8 protein-coding genes and 3 pseudogenes are annotated in these 17,700 nt (G+C 66.4%); 7 read left to right on the forward strand and 4 right to left on the reverse strand.

Annotation, left to right across the window (positions count from 1 at the left end; translation table 11 throughout):
- The first annotated feature begins 24 nt into the window (after positions 1-24).
- The 4 genes from E1288_RS34230 to E1288_RS34245 all read left to right on the forward strand — a co-directional run bounded on the left by E1288_RS34230 (position 25) and on the right by E1288_RS34245 (position 13,228).
- Positions 25-5,991 carry a type I polyketide synthase gene (locus E1288_RS34230; protein ID WP_207954714.1) on the forward strand — a complete coding sequence of 1,989 codons (5,967 nt, stop codon included), beginning with the start codon at positions 25-27 and terminating at the stop codon, positions 5,989-5,991.
- A gap of 5 nt (positions 5,992-5,996) precedes the next feature.
- On the forward strand, positions 5,997-12,386 hold the full coding sequence (locus E1288_RS34235) for a beta-ketoacyl synthase N-terminal-like domain-containing protein (RefSeq protein ID WP_132492700.1): 6,390 nt from the start codon (positions 5,997-5,999) through the stop codon (positions 12,384-12,386).
- Between the two features lie 279 nt (positions 12,387-12,665).
- Positions 12,666-12,875: a hypothetical protein gene (locus E1288_RS34240; RefSeq protein ID WP_132492702.1), complete on the forward strand. Its 210-nt coding sequence runs from the start codon at positions 12,666-12,668 to the stop codon at positions 12,873-12,875.
- The gene (locus E1288_RS34245) at positions 12,872-13,228 is read left to right on the forward strand and encodes a hypothetical protein (RefSeq protein WP_132492704.1); all 357 of its coding nucleotides are present in this window, start codon (positions 12,872-12,874) and stop codon (positions 13,226-13,228) included. The genes E1288_RS34240 and E1288_RS34245 overlap by 4 nt, the downstream gene beginning before the upstream one ends.
- Before the next feature lie 268 nt (positions 13,229-13,496).
- On the opposite strand, the gene E1288_RS34250 is transcribed toward E1288_RS34245, so the two are convergent.
- Both E1288_RS34250 and E1288_RS34255 read right to left on the reverse strand, forming a co-directional pair.
- Positions 13,497-13,739, reverse strand: coding sequence for a hypothetical protein (locus E1288_RS34250; RefSeq protein WP_132492706.1), 243 nt, complete (start codon positions 13,737-13,739; stop codon positions 13,497-13,499).
- On the reverse strand, positions 13,736-13,954 hold the full coding sequence (locus tag E1288_RS34255; RefSeq protein ID WP_235884003.1) for a WXG100 family type VII secretion target: 219 nt from the start codon (positions 13,952-13,954) through the stop codon (positions 13,736-13,738). Before E1288_RS34255 ends, E1288_RS34250 begins: the two co-directional genes overlap by 4 nt.
- A 431-nt stretch (positions 13,955-14,385) precedes the next feature.
- Here E1288_RS34255 and E1288_RS34260 point away from each other — a divergent pair.
- Positions 14,386-14,599: pseudogene (locus E1288_RS34260) on the forward strand (transposase); the annotation flags it as partial.
- A gap of 76 nt (positions 14,600-14,675) precedes the next feature.
- On the opposite strand, the gene E1288_RS34265 reads toward E1288_RS34260, so the two are convergent.
- Together E1288_RS34265 and E1288_RS49190 are read right to left on the reverse strand one after the other, a co-directional pair.
- Positions 14,676-14,966, reverse strand: a complete 291-nt coding sequence (locus E1288_RS34265; protein ID WP_132492708.1) for a DUF309 domain-containing protein — start codon at positions 14,964-14,966, stop codon at positions 14,676-14,678.
- On the reverse strand, positions 14,950-16,017 hold the full coding sequence (locus E1288_RS49190) for an integrase core domain-containing protein (protein ID WP_132492710.1): 1,068 nt from the start codon (positions 16,015-16,017) through the stop codon (positions 14,950-14,952). Before E1288_RS49190 ends, E1288_RS34265 begins: the two co-directional genes overlap by 17 nt.
- A gap of 84 nt (positions 16,018-16,101) precedes the next feature.
- On the opposite strand from E1288_RS49190, the pseudogene E1288_RS34275 reads away from it, so the two are divergent.
- Together E1288_RS34275 and E1288_RS34280 are read left to right on the forward strand one after the other, a co-directional pair.
- A pseudogene (locus tag E1288_RS34275) lies at positions 16,102-16,761 on the forward strand (IS256 family transposase); the annotation flags it as partial.
- Positions 16,762-16,850: 89 nt separating this feature from the next.
- A pseudogene (locus E1288_RS34280) lies at positions 16,851-17,558 on the forward strand (ISL3 family transposase); the annotation flags it as partial.
- Between the last annotated feature and the right edge of the window lie 142 nt (positions 17,559-17,700).

A 17,700-nucleotide genomic window follows, 5' to 3' on the forward strand; every position in this document is an offset into this window, starting at 1 on the left:
CGGGTCCTGATCTCGACGACCCCGATGAAACCGAAGGACAAGGCCATGCCCGAGGCGAGAGCGAGAACCATGCCGCCGGTCGCGATAGTCGGGGTCAGCGCGCTGCTGCCCGGTTCTTCCGATCCGGGCGGATTTTGGCGCACTGCTGTGGCGGGAGAAGACCAGGTCACCGACGTGCCCGCCACGCACTGGCTGGTCGAGGACCACTACGACCCGGATCCGGCGGCACCGGACAAGACCTATGCGCATCGCGGCGCGTTCCTCTCCCCGGTGCCCTTCGACCCGCTCGCTCACGGCATTCCCCCCAAGGTGATTGAAGCCACCGACACCAGTCAACTGCTTGCACTCGTGGCAGCCGAACAACTGCTCTCCGGTCTTACCGGCTTGTCGGGTGTGGATCGCGAGCGGGTGAGCGTAATCCTCGGTACGTCGTCGCTGGAACTGCTGACCACCATGGGCAGTCGCATCCAGCGGCCGGTGTGGCTGAAGGCGTTGCGGGAGAGCGGCATCGACGAAGACCAGGCGCAGGCGATCTGCGACCGAATCGCAGCCAACTACGTCCCGTGGCAGGAGGCGAGCCTGCCTGGCTTGCTCAGCAACGTCGTGGCCGGGCGGATCGCCAACAGGTTCGACCTGCACGGGAGCAACTACACCACGGACGCCGCGTGTGCGAGCTCGTTGGCTGCGTTGTCCAGCGGTGCAAACGAACTCGCCACGGGTCAAGCCGACTTGGTGATCACGGGCGGGGTGGACACGCTCAACGATCCGGTGATGTACACCTGCTTCAGCAAGACACCCGCGCTTTCTCCAACTGGCGATTGCCGTCCCTTCTCGGACCAAGCCGACGGCATGGTTCTCGGGGAAGGGATTGTCCTGTTCGCGATTCGCCGCCTCGAAGATGCCGAGCGCGACGGCGACCGGATTCACGCGGTCATCCGCGGCATCGGCACCGCCTCGGACGGGCGCGGCAGCTCCATCTACGCGCCGGTGCCCGAAGGACAGGCCAGGGCGCTGCGCCGGGCCTACGACGCAGCGGGCTACGGTCCGGAAACGGTGGAGCTCGTCGAGGCGCACGGCACTGGAACCGCCGCCGGGGACGCCGCCGAGTTCGCCGGGCTTCGAGCGGTGTTCGGTGAGGCCGGACGGTCCGACGCCCAGTGGTGCGCGCTCGGCTCGGTGAAGTCGCAGATCGGCCACACCAAGAACGCGGCGGGCGCTGCCGGCCTGCTCAAGGCCACGCTCGCATTGAGCCAAAAGGTATTGCCGCCGACGATCAAGGTCGACCGCCCCAATCCGGCACTCGGATTCGCCGACAGCCCGTTCTACCTGAACACCCAGGCGCGTCCGTGGATCAGCGATGGCAGCCAGCCGCGGCGCGCCGCTGTGTCCAGCTTCGGCTTCGGCGGAACAGATTTTCACATCACCTTGGAGGAGTACCGGCCCTCGCCGGGGTCGGAGAGCCGTGAGCCCGAGTTGACCAGGGTAGCCTCGTCCGAGCTGGTTCTGTTCTCGGCCGATTCCCCGCAGGCGCTGGTGAGCGCGTGCCGGGCAAGCTCAGGTGTCTCCCGCCCGCTGGCCACGATCGCGCGGGAGACGCAAGGCACGTTCGACCACACCGCCCAGTCCAAACTGGCAATCGTGGCGACCACCGACGCCGATCTGACCGCGAAGCTGGCAGAGGCCGCGGACCGCATCGAAGCAAATCCGGAAACGGCGTTGTCCGGCTCGCGAGGTGTCTACTATGCGCCTCGCCGTATCGATCCGGGCAAGCTGGGACTCCTGTTCTCCGGGCAGGGGAGCCAGTACGTCGGGATGGGCGCGGAGTTGGCGATGCTTCACCCGGCCGCCAGAAGTGCATGGGACTCGGCCGCTGGAATCTGCTTCGACGGTGTCGCGCTGCACCGCGTGGTGTTCCCGCCTCCCGTCTTCACCGACGACGAGCGGGCTCAGCAAGACCGCCGGCTGACCCGCACGGAGTGGGCACAGCCGGCTCTCGCTGTGCAAAGCCTCGCGCTGCTGGAAGTTCTGCGTACCTTGGGCGTCTCGCCGGATGCCGTTGCGGGGCACAGCTTCGGAGAGCTGGTTGCGTTGCACGTCGCTGGTTGTTACGACGCCGAGACGCTCATCAGGCTGGCACGTAAGCGCGGAGAACTGATGCGGGACGCCGCCACTGCACAAGGAGCTATGCTCGCGGTCGCGGGTTCCATCGATGACGTCCGCTCGATCGTTGCAGAACTCGACGACCAGCTGTGGGTCGCCAACCACAACGCCCCCAAGCAAGTCGTGGTATCCGGCACCAGCGAGGCAATCGATCGGCTGGTGAATTGGCTTGCCGAAGCTGGCCGAGCCGCCCGGAAACTGAACACAGCCGCCGCGTTCCACAGCCCGCTCATGGACACCGCCCGCGCACCGCTGCGGGAGTCCCTCGAGGCTGTGGAACTCCAGCCGCCGCGAATCGACGCGTACTCGAACGCGGAAGCCGATCGCTACCCGCCCGACCCGGACGCGATCCGGGACCGCCTCGCCGACCACCTTCAACGGCCGGTCCGGTTCGTCGACCAGATCGAGAATATGCACGCCAACGGTGTCCGCACGTTCGTCGAGGTCGGTGCGGGAGCGACCCTCACGAGGCTGACCAACGACATCCTGGCCGGACGCGAACACCTGTCGGTCAGCCTGGATCACGCCCGCACCGACGGGGTCACCGCCCTGCACGAAGGGCTGGCCCAGCTCGCCGTGCGCGGCATCCCCCTGAACTTCGAGGCACTGTGGTGCCCGTTCACGCCGATCGAGGAACCCCGAATGGACGAGAAACCCGGCATGACAGTGGACCTGCTCGGTGCGAACTACGGCAAACCGTATCCACCGCCCGGCGGTGCCCACGAACTCCCGCGACCCAACCCACCACAGCAAGCCGAAAGCACCCGCCCATTTCCCGAACCCGTGGACGGACCTGTCGTCCACGGACATCGACCTCCCCCCGATTGGATGCCAGGTGAGGGCCAGGGGCACCCTTCACCGAGCAACCTGGTCCGGGGTGGCTCTCACCTCGTTTCGGACCCCTGGCTGGACGCGTTGCGGGAGACGCAGCGGCAGGCGAGCGAAGCGCATGCCACCTACCAGCGCGTGATGGCCGAGACGCACCTGGCGTTCCTCCGCATGTCCGAAGCGGCTCTCGGCGGGTTGTCTTCCGGCGGCGTGCCGCAAGCAGCGTCCGGTGGGTTGTCTCCCGCTAGCGTGCCCGAAGCGGCTGCCGTGCAGCCCGCTGTTGCCCCGTGGGACCATGCCGGCTACGCCCTGCCCCAAGTGTCATCGGCTCCACCGGAACCCGTGGGTGTCCAGGTTCCCGCTTCTGATTCCGTCACGCCGTCATACGACGCATACCGGGATTCGGTTGAGAACCCGGCTGCCCAGCCGGATTCCAGCGGTGTTGATGTGGCGTTGTTGTTGGAGGTGGTGGCGGAGAAAACGGGTTATCCGTTGAGCGTGCTGGATGCGGGCATGGAGTTGGAGTCGGATCTGGGCATTGATTCAATCAAGCGGGTGGAGATTCTTTCGGCGGTGCGGGAGCGGGTTCGGAATCTGGCAGAGGTTGATCCGGCGTTGCTGGGAGCCGCCGGAACGCTCGGCGAGGTGGCTGAACTGCTAGGTGCCGGGGATAGCGGCGTGGTGAAGGTCGAAGCCGAACCTGCCGCGCCCCAGGAAGTAACATCGAGTTACAACCAAACCGAGTTGACGCGACAGGCCATTTCCACCCGGCGGGCACCGGCGGTCGGCTTCGCGCTGCCCGGGTTGATCGGCGCGTCGATAGCGATCACCGAGGACGGAACCGGCGTGGCCGAGCCTCTCGCGGCCGAACTCGTCGAGCACGGTGTGCGCGCGTTCGTCACCGCAGATGTACCGGCCGACACCGACGGCGTCATCTTCCTCGGGGGCCTGCGCTCCGGCTCGGCAGAGCAGGCCATCGCGGTCAACCGGGAGGCATTGCGGGTGGCTCGCGCGATGGTCGCTGGTCGTTCGGAAACACCCAGGGTTTTCGTTGCGGTGCAGGACACCGGTGGTGACTTCGGGCTGTCCGGCTGCGCACCGGAACGTGTGTGGGTCGGCGGGGTCGCGGCGCTGGCGCGTACCGCCGCGAAGGAATGGCCGGGGACGGCGGTCAAAGCGATCGACTGCGAGCGGGGTGGGCGCAGCGGCGCCGAGCTGGCGCGGGCAATCGCTCTTGAGCTGCTCACCGGTGGTGCGGTGACCGACGTGGGACTGACCGCTGACGGCGCCCGCACCGTGCTTCACCACGCCGAGGCGCCGTTCGGCGACTCGTGGACCGACGTGATCGGGCCGGATTCTGTGATCGTCATCAGCGGCGGAGCGCGCGGCGTGACCGCGATGGCGGCGCGAGCCCTCGCCGCCGCACGCAAACCCAAGGTCGTCCTGCTCGGCCGCACGGCCTTGGAGGAAGAGCCGTCTTACCTCTCTGGCGTGTCCGGCGAGGCAGCTGTGCGGGAGGCGGTGGCCGGGCACCTGCGGACCAGTGGTGAGTCAGCTGCACCGCAGCGGATCAGGTCCGAAGCCGCCAGAGTGCTTTCGTGCCGCGAAATCCGGGCGACGCTCGACGCGCTGGAATCCTGCGGTTCGCCGGCCCGCTATCTGCCCGTGGATGTCCGCGACAGCGCGGCGCTGAGCAAAGCCCTGGCGGGAGTGCGCGCGGAGTGGGGGCCGATCACTGGGCTCGTGCACGGTGCCGGGGTGCTGGCGGACAAGACCATCAAGGACAAGACCGACGAACAGCTCGACTACGTCTTCGGCACGAAGGTCGACGGCCTGCGAACCTTGCTCGACGTGACAGCCGAGGACCCCCTTGATCTCCTCTGCGTGTTCTCCTCGGTCGCAGCCTGCTACGGCAACGCGGGACAGAGCGACTACGCCATGGCCAACGAGGTCATCACCCAGATCGCCGCGGCAGAGCGCGCGAAACGCCCGGGATGCCTGGTCCGCACCATTGCGTGGGGCCCGTGGGACGGCGGGATGGTGGATGCGTCGCTGGCCGACCGCTTGCGGGCCTCCGGAGTCCAGCTGATCCCGATCGAAGCAGGGGCGAAAGCCTTCGTCGATGAGGTACTGGGTGCGCGCGAACCTGTGCAGGTCGTGGTTGCCGCGGGCACCTTCCCGAAAGCCGAGCCCAGTGCAGCCGGAGAGATCGTGGTCACCGACCGGTCGCATCCGTATCTGGCGGACCATTCCGTTGCCGGAACGACGGTGGTGCCGGTCGCGATGGTGCTGGAGTGGTTCACCGCCGCGGCGCACCTGTCCGGGACGTGTGAAACCGCTGCGCTTCGCGACCTCGACGTACTCCGCAAGATCACCCTTGACCACTTCGCCGGAGACGGCGATGTCGTGCGCATCACCTGTGCGCCGGGCGGATCCCTGGTCCTGCATGGTACGGGGGAGTTGCCGCATTACCGAGCACAACTGGGCTTCCGAGAGACCGCAGTTTCAATTGAAACAACTGAAACTGCGGTCGACGCACCGCGCCGATGGGACGTCCCGGCGGGCCTGGACGCCTTCGGCGACAGGCCGATCTACGACGGCTACCTGCTGTTTCACGGTCCGGCGTTCCAGGCCCTCCGCGGCGTCGACGGGGTTTCCGCGGCCGGAGCAGTTGGGACGGTTGTCGGCGCGCGTGCGCTGGGCTGGCCGGATGAGCACCGTCACACCGACCCGGCGGCGGTGGACGGCGGTATCCAGTTGGCGACTTTGTGGGCTGAGCGGGCACTGGGGACCGCCGCGCTACCCATGGGCGTCGGCGAATTCCGGCTGCATCGTCCGGGAATGCTGGATGGTGCGGGCACGAGCATCATCCGAGCGGGAGAGGTGCACAGCGCTCATGCTGAGTGCGATCTCCAGCTCTGCGCCGCCGATGGCACACCCGTCGCCGAGCTTCACCGGCTTCGCTTGGTGGCCCGCCCCGATGGCGCCCCGAGCGGGAGGTGACGGGCGTGTTCGAGCCGATAGCCATCGTTGGTCGTGGGTGCGTACTACCGGGCGCACTTGACCCGGATGCGTTCTGGGACAACATCATCGAAGGCCATGTCAGCCTCACCAGGGTTCCCGAAGGCCGCTGGAGACTGCCCGCCGGCGACGTGCCGCTTGACATCCGCAGCGACGTCGGCGGTTATGTCTCCGGCTTCGCCGATGTCTTCGATCCTGATGGTTTGCAGGTCGATGCCGCGCGGATCGACGTGCTGGACGAGTCGTATCGCTGGGTACTGCACGGTGCACGTCAAGCACTGGGGGAAGCAGGCATCAACCAGCCCCACGAACGCGCCGGACTGGTGCTCGGCAATCTGTCGCTGCCTACGGATGGCATGGTGCGTTTTGCCGAGAGCGTGTGGTTGTCCGACCAGACGCCTGCTGTCCGGGCGGTTTTGTCCGGCCTGCTCGATGGGCCCGAGCCCAGCGCGCTGAACCGGTTTTCCTCCGGTATCCCGGCGCATTTCGCGGCGGCCGCGCTCGGCTTGGGTGCGGGCGCGTTCGCGTTGGACGCGGCGTGCGCATCGTCGCTCTACGCGATGAAGTTGGCGTGCGATCGCCTGCACGATGGCACGGCGGATCTCATGGTGGCGGGCGCGGTCAACCGGACCGACGATCTCGCGATCCACCAGGCGTTCAGTGCGCTGTCCGCGCTGAGCCCCACTGGACGCAGCCGTCCCTTCCACCGCGACGCCGACGGCCTGGTCCCGGCCGAAGGTGCGGCCTTCGTCGCCCTGATGAGGTTGTCCGACGCACTCGCCGCGGGCGTTCGGATTCGTGGCGTGATTCGCGGGGTCGGACTGTCCAACGACGGACGGTCGAAAGGCATCCTGGTGCCCACCGAGGAGGGCCAGGTTCGCGCGCTCCAGCAGGCCTATACCGACGCTGAGATCTCGCCCGAGTCGGTGTCGCTTCTCGAGTGCCACGCGACCGGCACCAGCCTCGGCGATGCGGTCGAGGTTCGCAGCACATCGCGGGCCTTCGCCGGGGCGCGGGATCTGCCGATCGGTTCGGCGAAGTCGAACACCGGCCACCTCATCACGGCCGCGGGAGCCGCCGGTGTGCTGAAGGTGCTTGCCGCGATGGACGCCGGCATTCGCCCTCCAACGCTCGGAGCCGACGAGCCGATCGAGGCGCTGCGCGACACCCCATTGCGCCTGCTGCACGAAGCCGAAGCATGGGAAGGCCACCGCCGCGCCGGGATCAGCGCGTTCGGCTTCGGCGGCAACAATGCCCACCTGGTCCTCGAACAATGGACAGGTGACAACGTGGTCGTAAGTGCGAAAACCGCCCCCCACCGGTCTTCGCACTCACGACCCGATGAGGTCGCGATCGTGGGTATCGGCGCGCGAGTCGCCGACTGCGCGGACTCCGACGAGTTCCGCGATGCGCTACTGCGTGGAACCCCCCGCCTGGGCCGTGCCGTCGACTACGCGGTCGCTGTCCCGGAACTTCGCGTGCCACCGGCGGACCTGCAGAAGTCGCTGGGCCAGCAGGTGTCGATTCTGGAGGCCGCCCGCGAGGCGGTGCGCGATGTCAGTCTGGTTCGTGATCGGACGATGGTGCTGATCGGCATGGGTTGCGATGTCGAGGTGGCCCGCTATCCGACCCGCACACGCGTGGCGAGCAACCTCGGCGAATCGGAGCAGCGCGAGCAGTATCCGAACGCTTTCGCGCCGGTCCTCGACGCTCCCGCGGTCGTCGGCACGATGCCGAACGCCGTGGCGAACCGGATCAATGCCCAGTTGGACTTGGCCGGGCCGAGCTTCACCGTCTCGGCGGAGGAAGCATCCGGTTTGGTGGCGCTCGAAATCGGCGAGCGAGCCTTGCGCTCGCGGGAGGCCGATGCGGTGTTGGTCGGTGCCGTCGACCTCTCCCACGAGCAGGTGCACCGCAAAGCCCTCGCAGACCTGAACATCGACGTTCCACCCGGCGATGCGGCCGTCGTGCTGATCCTCAAACGCCTAGACGACGCGCGCCGGGACGGCGACGACGTACTCGCCGTCCTCACCGACCCCCAACCGGACGTTGGCCTCGTCGTGGGTGACGGTGCAATTTCAATGGAAATTAGGGATCCGATTTCCATTGAAATTGCGAACCAGCAGAATCAGGTGGCTCATAGCTCCAGAGAAACCTTCGACCCCGCCGAGATTTTCGGGGTGCCGCATGCAGCCAAGGGGCTGCTTGCCGTGGCGTGCGCCGCCGTGGCCGTGCGGCATGGGGCGATACCGCGTGTCGACCGGCCGGCCGATCCGTCCGTTGACCGTCGGAGCGCGGCTGTGGCGGTGTCGACGCTGGGGGCGCGGGAGCGACATCTCGGACTCCGGGCTGACTCCGTGGATTCGTGGATCGCCGATGGTGCTGGCAGATTGCACGTGTTTTCCGGCGCCGATGCAGCTACTGCCCTCGCTGCCGCGCGGGCAGGCCGGGAAACCGACACGGGACCGGCGCGACTGGTCGTCCGGGCAGCCGACCATACTCAGCTAAACGATCGGATCGGGGCCGCCGAACGTTGGCTGGCCGGGCAGGGCCTCCAGCCGGAAGGGGTGGCGTTCCGGCCCAAACCCATTTTGGGCGAAACAGCATTCGTGTTCTCCAATGGTTCAGCCAGCTACCCGCGGATGGGGCGAGAGGTCATGCTCGCGCTGCCGGATATCCGGCAACGAGTTGAACAGCGTTGTGGCTCGCTGACCGAACTGATCGGATGGGCGTTTGCCGGGACGGCACCTCGCGCGTTGGACCAGATTTGGGGTGCCTCAGTACTCGGTCAGCTGCACACGGAGATCACGCGGGGCTTGCTCGGCGTGAAACCCACCGCGATCATCGGCTATTCCTCGGGGGAATCCAGCGCCTTGGTCGCGATGGGCGCATGGCGCGACGTACCGCGGCTGGTTGCGGAGGTCGAGGACTCCGTGGTGTTGACCAGCGCGCTCGCCGGGGAGTTCGCCGCTGTTCGCCGGGCGTGGCGGCGGAATGGCGTTACGGGCGAGAAATGGGCCGCCTACATCGTCAGCGCATCAGCGGAAGCCGTCCGCGAGGCCGTCGCCGGCGAACCCGCCGTGCACCTGATGGCGATGAACGCGCCCGGGGTGAGTGTTCTAGGCGGTGAATCCGAAGGCTGCCAGCGTGTGCTGCGGCGGCTGGGACAACCGAACGCACTGCCGCTCGACTACGACATCGCCGCGCACGTCCCGGAGGTCGACGAGGTACGGAACCAGTATTGGGAGCTGCACCGCAGGCCCACCTTCGACCTGCCGGACATGCGCTTTTACTCCTGCGCCACCACGGAGCCGTACGTGGTGACCGAGCAGAATGCCGCCGATGCCGTGACCGCGCAGGCGGTCGGCACAATCGATTTCATCGGGACCGTCGAGCGGGCGTGGCGGGACGGGGTCCGGGTGTTCATCGAGCACGGGCCGCGCGGACTGTGCACGGGATGGATTCAACGCATTCTCGGCGACCGCGAACATGTGGCCGTAGCGCTGGATTCGGCTGACGGCCGGAGCCTGCGCCAGCTCACCCGCGCGGTCGCGGAATTGGTCGCAGCGGGTGTCATCATCGACCACGAACGGCTTTTCGGTGCGCTGGCGACCGGTCGGCCCGCGCCACGCCCCGTGGTCAAGACGTTCGTCACCGCGGCGCATCCTCCGCCGATCGTGCTACCGGAACCGCACCCGGAGCAGCGAATGCAGCCGGCACCGGTGCTTCCTCCCGTGGGCGAGCTGCTGGCACCGGTCCCGGATCCGGCCGGTGAGCCGCTACTGCCAATCCAGACTCCGGCACCCGTCCAGACTACGGTCGAGAGGAAAACACTCCACGCGGACGGCGAATGGCACCGCATCGTCGCCTCGACGCACCAGGAGTTCCTCGAAAGCCATGCCCAGGTACATCAGCAGTACCTCGCCCTGCTCGAGAAATCACGCATGGTCCTGATGAGCCGGCCCGGTACGCCCGGTCTGGGCGAGGTGCAGGACACCGTTGACCAGGTACGTTGGTCAGAGGCGGCCTTCACCCAGCACCCAACCGGGCAGTTGAGCGGCCCGATCTTCGGTCGGGAGCAGCTTGTGCAGTTGGCGAGTGGCCGGATTTCGGAGGTGTTCGGGCCGGAGTTCCGGGTACAGGACGGGTTTCGGCGTCAGGTCCGGATGCCCCAGCCTCCGATGCTGCTGGCCGACCGGGTGACCGGGCTCGATGCGCCGCGCGGGCGGTTGGGGACCGGCACTATCTGGACCCAGACCGACGTGACCGCCGATGCGTGGTATCTCGATCCGACCGGGCGCATGCCAGCCGGGCTGATGATCGAGGCAGGACAGGCAGACTTGCTCCTGATCAGCTGGATGGGGGTGGATCTGCTCAACCGCGGCGAACGCGTGTACCGGCTGCTGGGCTGCGAGCTGACTTTTCACGGCAGCCCACCCGCGCCCGGTGAGATGCTCGACTTCGACATCCACATCGACGCGCACGGCGACCACGGTGGCACGCGCCTTTTCTTCTTTCACTACGACTGCCGGGTCGACGGCGAACTCAGGCTGAGCGTGCGCGGCGGCCAGGCGGGGTTCTTCAGCGACCACGAGCTTGCCGACACCAGCGGCGTCCTGTGGGATCCGGCCGGCGAGACCCCGGAACCCGCTCGATGGCTCGATGAACCTCAGGTGGTGTCCTCGGCGCGCAGCTTCTCAGCCGAGCAGGTCGCCGCATTCGCGGCGGGGCGGCCGGACGACTGCTTCGGCCCGGAATGGCTGTGCACCCAGGCGCACGTCCGCACCCCGCGCATCGCCGGCGGAAAGATGCTGCTGCTGCGCGAGGTCACCGAGTTCGATCCGGCTGGCGGTCCGTGGAAACGCGGTTATCTGCGGGCGGAAACACCGGTCTCCGCCGATGACTGGTTCTTCGAAGGCCACTTCAAGGACGACCCGTGCATGCCCGGAACCCTGATGTACGAAGGCTGCCTGCAGGCAATGGCCTTCTACCTTGCGGCACTCGGGCACACCGTGGACGCCGATGGTTGGCGGTTCGAGCCGGTGACCGGCGTACCGGTGGCCATGCGCTGTCGTGGCCAGGTGACCCCGGACAGCCGGTCGATCACCTACGAAGTTTTCGTCACCGAAGTTTCGGCGGGTCCGGTGCCGACGCTGACCGCCGACGTGCTGTGCACGGTGGACGGGGTCAAGGCGTTCCACGCGAGACGAGTCGGGCTGCGCCTGGTGCCGGATTGGCCGCTGGCAACCTTGGTCCCCGTTCAGGATGCCGAAGTTGGCAGCGGCATCTTCGGCCGTTCCGGGCTTCTCGCATCGGCCTGGGGCAAGCCGACCGATGCGTTCGGCCCCGCGTTCGCCCCGTTCGATGGCGTCCGTCGTTCGGCGCGGTTGCCGGGGCCGCCGTACCACTTCATCTCGCGGATCGTCTCGGTCGACGCGCCGCAGGGCGCGATGACCGCAGGCGGTCACGCCGTCGCCGAATACGATCTGCCGGCGGATGCCTGGTACTGGGCGGAGAACGGGTACCCGGTGATGCCGTTGGCGGTGTTGATGGAAGTGGCGCTGCAGCCATGCGGGTGGTTCGCCTCCTACGCGGGATGCACACTGTCGTCCGAAGAGGACCTTCTTTTCCGCAATCTGGACGGCAGCGCCACTATTCTCGGCGAGGTGGACCAGTCGGTGCAGACGCTACGCACGACGGTCACCCTGCTGGACATTTCCCGGTATTCCGGCACGATCATCGTCTCCTTCGCTGTGGACGTAGAGGCCGATGGGCAACGGTTGCTGCATGCTTCGAGCGTGTTCGGGTTCTTTCCCGCACGGGCATTCGCCGAGCAAATAGGCCTGCCCTCCACAAGTGGCGAGCGACTTTCCGGCGACTCATGTCGAGAGCTGCTTCCCTGCGACGGGCACGGCTCGCTGAGACTGGCTGGTCCGATGTTGCTGGTGCTGGATCGCATCACCGGGTACTGGCCCGACGGCGGCAAGGCCGGGCTCGGCCGAGTGGTGGCGGAGAAGGACATCCGGCCCGGCGAGTGGTATTTCAAGGCCCACTTCTTCCAGGACCCCGTGCAACCGGGCTCGCTGGGGGTGGAAGCGATGTGCCAGCTGCTGAGGTTCTACATGATCGACCGTGGGCTGGGCGACGGCCTGACCGACCCGCGGTTTTCGTTGGTGACCGATCGGCCGCTGACCTGGAAGTACCGGGGACAGGTCACGCCGGCCAACCAAACAGCGACAGTCGAGTTGGACGTGCTGGAAATCGGCGAGGGCCCCGACGGCCGCTTCGCGGTGGCCGACGCTTCGCTGTGGGTCGACGGCGCTCGCATCTACCACGTACCGGAACTCGCGCTGCGCGTGGTTGAGCAGAACCCGTGAGTTCTTTGGGGCATTGCTGGTCGGCTCCGAGCCTTGGGTTCGTCAGCGAGATCGATGCCCTTTCTCATCTGACGGTCGGGTAGAAGGGGCACACTTGCCAGGCTTTCCGCAGCTGGATACCAGTTGCACTGGCAGTGTTGGCTTGGCTTGGCTTGGCGTTGCGTGTGCGACTTCGAATGCGCGCGCGACGAGCCGTGGTGAGGGGCGATGCTTAGCCGGGGACGTTGGTTCGTAATAATGGACCCACGGTGGGTTGGTGAGGCCGCGGAGGAGGTTCCATTGATCTATTCGGTCGTCAGCGTGTGGCCGTCGCAGAAGAACTGGTGCGTTGGCCGTTTCCTCGCCGGTCCGGACTATGTTCCTGCTGAGAATGATTCGCTGAGCGATGTGGTGGATGCCACCAAGCTGCGTTTCCTGATGGATAAAGGCCCGGACGGGGCCAAGTATCTTCGGGCGTTCTTCCGGGATACGCGGTTCGGGTTGTCATGAACGGCGCCGGGCACCCGCAGGTGGTGCGATCGCCGGATGAAGCTGCGTATGTGCTTGTGGCCATGGCGGAATCACCCAAGCGGCGTGTTTCCTCGCTGGTGTGGTGGCGTGTTGCTGTTGCGGAACTGATCGAGCTGACTTGCAACGAAAACCAGGTGTTGTTCAACCCGGGCAGTGCGGCATCGGTATGTGTGGCAGGTGACGCCGTCCGGGATGCGTACGAACTCGCCGAGCAGAAAATTGTTGCGGTGTATGAAGAATTACTCGGTGAATACCAAGGTCGTTGTGTCCTGGTGTGGGATATAGAAGAGGATGATTCCTGGGAGCGGCAGTTGCCGCTGATGTTCCGGTGAAGTCGAGGGTTGCTTGGCCGGATCGGCCGAGCTTCCCCCGAGACTGCCCAGTCGCTGGGTTTTCTTGGGGTGGGCGGGTGTGATGTTTTTCGTCGATCATGGTGCCGGAGGAGGTGAGGCGGCTTTTCCAGGTGCTGACCGGTGAGGATATGACGGATGCGGATGAGGGTGTGTTGTTCGCGGTGGATCAGCCGGGTCTGCGAGGTTCCCGTCGGGCTCATGGCCGCACTCTAGAAGTCCACGAACGTCCCCGAACGAGTGCGTGCGGTCAGCCCTGGCCGACGGCATCGTGCTCGGCCAGCAGGGTCTCCAGCCGGTCGAGCACGTCGGCGATACCGTCCGGGGAGCGCCGCAGCCCCGCCAGCAGACCGCGGACGATCTCCGGAGTGCCGATCAGGCTGCGCCAATCCTCTCCGGTGGCGCGGTGCTCGAGCGTGAACACCGAATACCGCTGGTCGCGGTCCAGGGGCACGCCCGCGTCGTGTCCCACGGAGGTCGCCAGCGCGGTCACACCAGCAGCTGGTGCATCTCACGCACGTTCTCCCGCATCCCGGCCACGGCCTGGTCCCACTCGGCCTGCGCGGCCTGGTAGGCGTCAGCGGCCTCGCCACTCCACGAAACGAGTAGCCGAGCGACCACAGCTTCGAGGTCGATCTCGTCGACCGCGTGCCGCAACGCCTCTTCACCGGCCTCCAGAGCGCGGAAATCCACCGCGATCTGTTCCACGCCGAAACCCCCAGAACCAATCTGCCATGCCTTGGTCAACCAGCGGCTGAGCCTCACACAGCAGGAACAGTCGCGACAACCGATTCGATCAAGTTCACACTCGGATCCACCCGACAAGACCAACGAGGTCGCACGTGACTACCGATCAACGATCGCTGGCCGGCGCTCGTCAGAGGCGCCTGTAGCTACGCGCGTCTGCTTCTTCGATGGTTGGATTTTGGAATGCTCGAACCCGCCTCTGAGGGCACCACCGACGGACGCTGCGGGTGAAGGGTGCGGGGGCGCGTTCGTTCAGACAAGCGGTTCCGCGCATCCTCGTCTCCGCCGGTACCGGCGGGCGTAGGTCAGCGGACGGGCCGAGCCGGGCAGCAGCCACGCGACCGGGGTGAGCGCCCTGCGTCGAAGCCTGCACCGTTGCGACGCGGGGCATGATCGTCAAACACCGCGCCGCCATCGACGCCGCGCTGGAACACGGCCTGTCTCAAGGACTGATCGAGTCCACCAACACCAAAATCCGCCTACTCACCCGCATCGCATTCGGATTCCGCAGCCCCGAAGCACTCATCGCACTAGCCATGCTCGCCCTCGGCAGCCACCCACCCACACTCCCCAGACGAGCATGACACCCCACGGATACGTCAGTAGAGCCCAATTTGTTGGCAACCGGGTCTCGTGCAGTTCGGTGACGTTGGATTCTCGGACTGCTCTGCGCGCGAGGTGGTCAACCGTTCGGTGCCCTGATGGTGCGCAGTTGCGGGGACAGCTGCTCGGATGCGATGGCGTCCGGGCCGTCTCGTTCGATCCGGGTGGCAAGGTCGGTGGCGTAGTGGGTGAGCTGCTCCGCGGCCACCGAGTACGGGGGCTGCTGGATGTAGGGCTGGATGTGGTCGTGCGCCCGGCGAAGTAGTGCCGCAGCGCCAGTACCGTTGCCTCGACGCAGGTGAGTGAGGCCCTGTGGGGTTCCAGAAGTCGGCTGGAGGCGCTGATCAGCAGCTTTAAGCTGCGCGCTCATACTCGTTGATCAGGCCACCCAGCACAGGTCGGGTCTTGATCCGCTCATGGCTGAGGTTCGCGACGGGGTGGCGTGGTCGTGGTGGGCGGAGTTCGCGGGCGCGGTGTGGTCGGTGGCCGTTGTAGTGCCGGACGTACTCCGTGAGTACCGCACGAAGATGCCGTTCACCGAAGATCAGCAGGCGGTCGGTGAGTTCGGCTCGGATAGTGCGCACGAACCGTTCGGCGAAGCAGTTCGCCCGTGGGCAGCGCGGAGGAGTCTTTACTACCTGTATGCCGACATCGGCGAGGATTGCATCGAACGAAGCGGTGAACTGGCCGGCCCGGTCCCTTACGAGGTATCGGAATTCGGTGATGCCATCGCCGAGGTCCATCAGCAGGTGGCGGGCCTGCTGAGTGGTCCACGCCCCGTCTGGGTTGGTGGTCGTGCGCAGCATGTGTACGTACCGGCTGCCGACTTCCATCACGAAGAATACGTAGATCCGTTTGAGGGTGACCGCGCAGTCCACGTGGAAGAAGTCGCATGCCAGCATGGTTGACGCCTGGGTGCGCAGGAACTGCCGCCAGGTCGTATCCGTGCACCGGAGTGGCGCCGGTGGGATGCGCAATCCTTTGAGAACGCGGCGGATCGTCGAGGCAGCCACTCGATAGCCGAGCTTGAGCAGTTCGCCCTGGATCCTCTTGTATCCCCAGATGTGATTCTCCCTGGCCATGCGCTCGATCAACACGGCGATAGAGTCATCGACGGGCGGACGTCCGGTGTGGTTCGGGTACGTCCACTTCCTGGCTACCAAGCGACGATGCCAGCGCAGGACCGTGCCTGGGGTGATCAATCGATGCGCGCGAAGCGCTTTCGGCAGCAACCGGTTTAGCGCGGCGAAGATCGCCCGGTCGGCCCAGTTCATCCGGGGTTTCGGGTTGGCTCTGCGCAGTACGGACACCTCGTGGCGCAGCACCAGGATTTCGACGTCCTTGGACGCCGACGAGCGGCCGAGCAGCGACAACCAGCCCCCAGTGCGCACGAAGATCAGGTAAAGCAGACGCAGCGACATGACCTGCGATCATGCCCTGCTCGCCGGTGACGCCGAAAGGTACAGGTCGCAGCACGTGAACCGACTTGTGGAACCCCACAGGCGGTCACCACCGAGGGCACCCGCGACATCCTCGGCCTGTGGGCCGGCGACGGCGGCGAGGGCGCCAAAGACTGGCTGGCGCATTTGACGGAGCTGAAAAACCGTGGCGTGCAAGACGTTCTGATGGTCGTCTGCGACGGTCTGCGAGGGCTACCGGAGGCGATCGGGACGGTGTGGCCGCAGGCGGTGACCCAGACCTGCGTGGTGCATTTGATCCGCAACAGTTTCCAGTACGCGGCCCGGCAACACTGGGACAAGATCGCCAAAGCCGTCAAGCCGGTCTACACCGCGCCGACCGAAGCCGTCGCCATGGAAAGGTTTCTGGAGTTCAGCGAGGACTGGGGTGGCAAGTATCCGGCGATCGTCAGACTGTGGGAGAACGCCTGGTCGGAGTTCGTCCCGTTCTTGTCCTTCGATACCGAGATCTGGCGGGTCATCTGCTCGACCAACGCTATCGAGAGTGTCAACGCCCGCATCCGCCGGGCGGTCAAGGCCCGCGGGCATTTTCCCAACGAGCAGGCCGCACTCAAATGCGTCTACGTGGCCATCATGTCGCTGGATCCCACCGGGGCCGGCCGTAAACGCTGGACCTCCCGGTGGAAGGTGGCGTTGAACGCGTTCGAGATCGCCTTCGACGGACGCCTGTCCGTAGGAAGAAAGTAACCACATCAACGCGATCCACCGTTAACTTGGCTCTGCCGCACTTTCGGTGGTGCTGTCGGTCGTGCGTGCGGGGTTTGTCATGATCAAGTGTGCTTGATGTGAAAGCCCTTGCCAGCGTGGTGTTTTCGGGTTTAGCGGCGTTGGTGATCGAGGGTGTGGAGGACGCCGGTGAGGTGATCGTGGTGCGGGCGGCGACGCGGGGCGGTGCGGTGGAATGCCCGGGGTGTGCGACTCCGACGACGCGGCTGCACGCCTATCACCAGCGGACCCCGGCCGATGTGCCTCTCGATGGTCGTCGGGTGCTGCTGCGGGTGCGTATCCGACGAATGCGCTGCGATGTCGCGGACTGTACGTGGCGGACGTTCCGGGAACAGGTTCCTGGCCTGCTGCAGCGGTATCAGCGGCGCACGATCAGGTTGACCGAGCAGATCCGGGTCACGGTGCGGGAACTCGCCGGCCGCGCCTCGGCCCGGCTACTGCCGGCCCTGGGCATGGACGTTGGCCGGGACACCGCACTGCGCACCTTGCTGGGCATCCCGCTGCCGGCGCTGCGGGTGCCGCGGGTGCTAGGTATTGATGATTTCGCGCTGCGCAGGGGTCAGGACTACGCCACCGTGCTCATCGACGCCGACACCGGCCGGAGGGTCGACGTGTTGCCCGGCCGGGGTGCGAAGGTCGTCACCGAGTGGCTGCGGGCCCATCCCGGGGTCGAGGTCGTCTGCCGGGACGGATCGACCACCTACGCGCAGGCCGTGCGCGACGCACTGCCCGGCGCGGTGCAGGTAGCCGACCGGTGGCAGTGCGCCATGAGGCGCCTGGTTGTATCCCCGGCTCAGCCGGGAGGAACTTGGAGGGAGGTTCTTGGGTCCGATGGCTTACCTGGAGCCGAAAGGCGAAGGGGACAACAGCATGCCATTGAAGCGACGGCCGTGCTCAGGC

The sequence above is a fragment of the Saccharopolyspora elongata genome (assembly GCF_004348985.1).
GTDB classification, from domain to species: domain Bacteria; phylum Actinomycetota; class Actinomycetes; order Mycobacteriales; family Pseudonocardiaceae; genus Saccharopolyspora; species Saccharopolyspora elongata.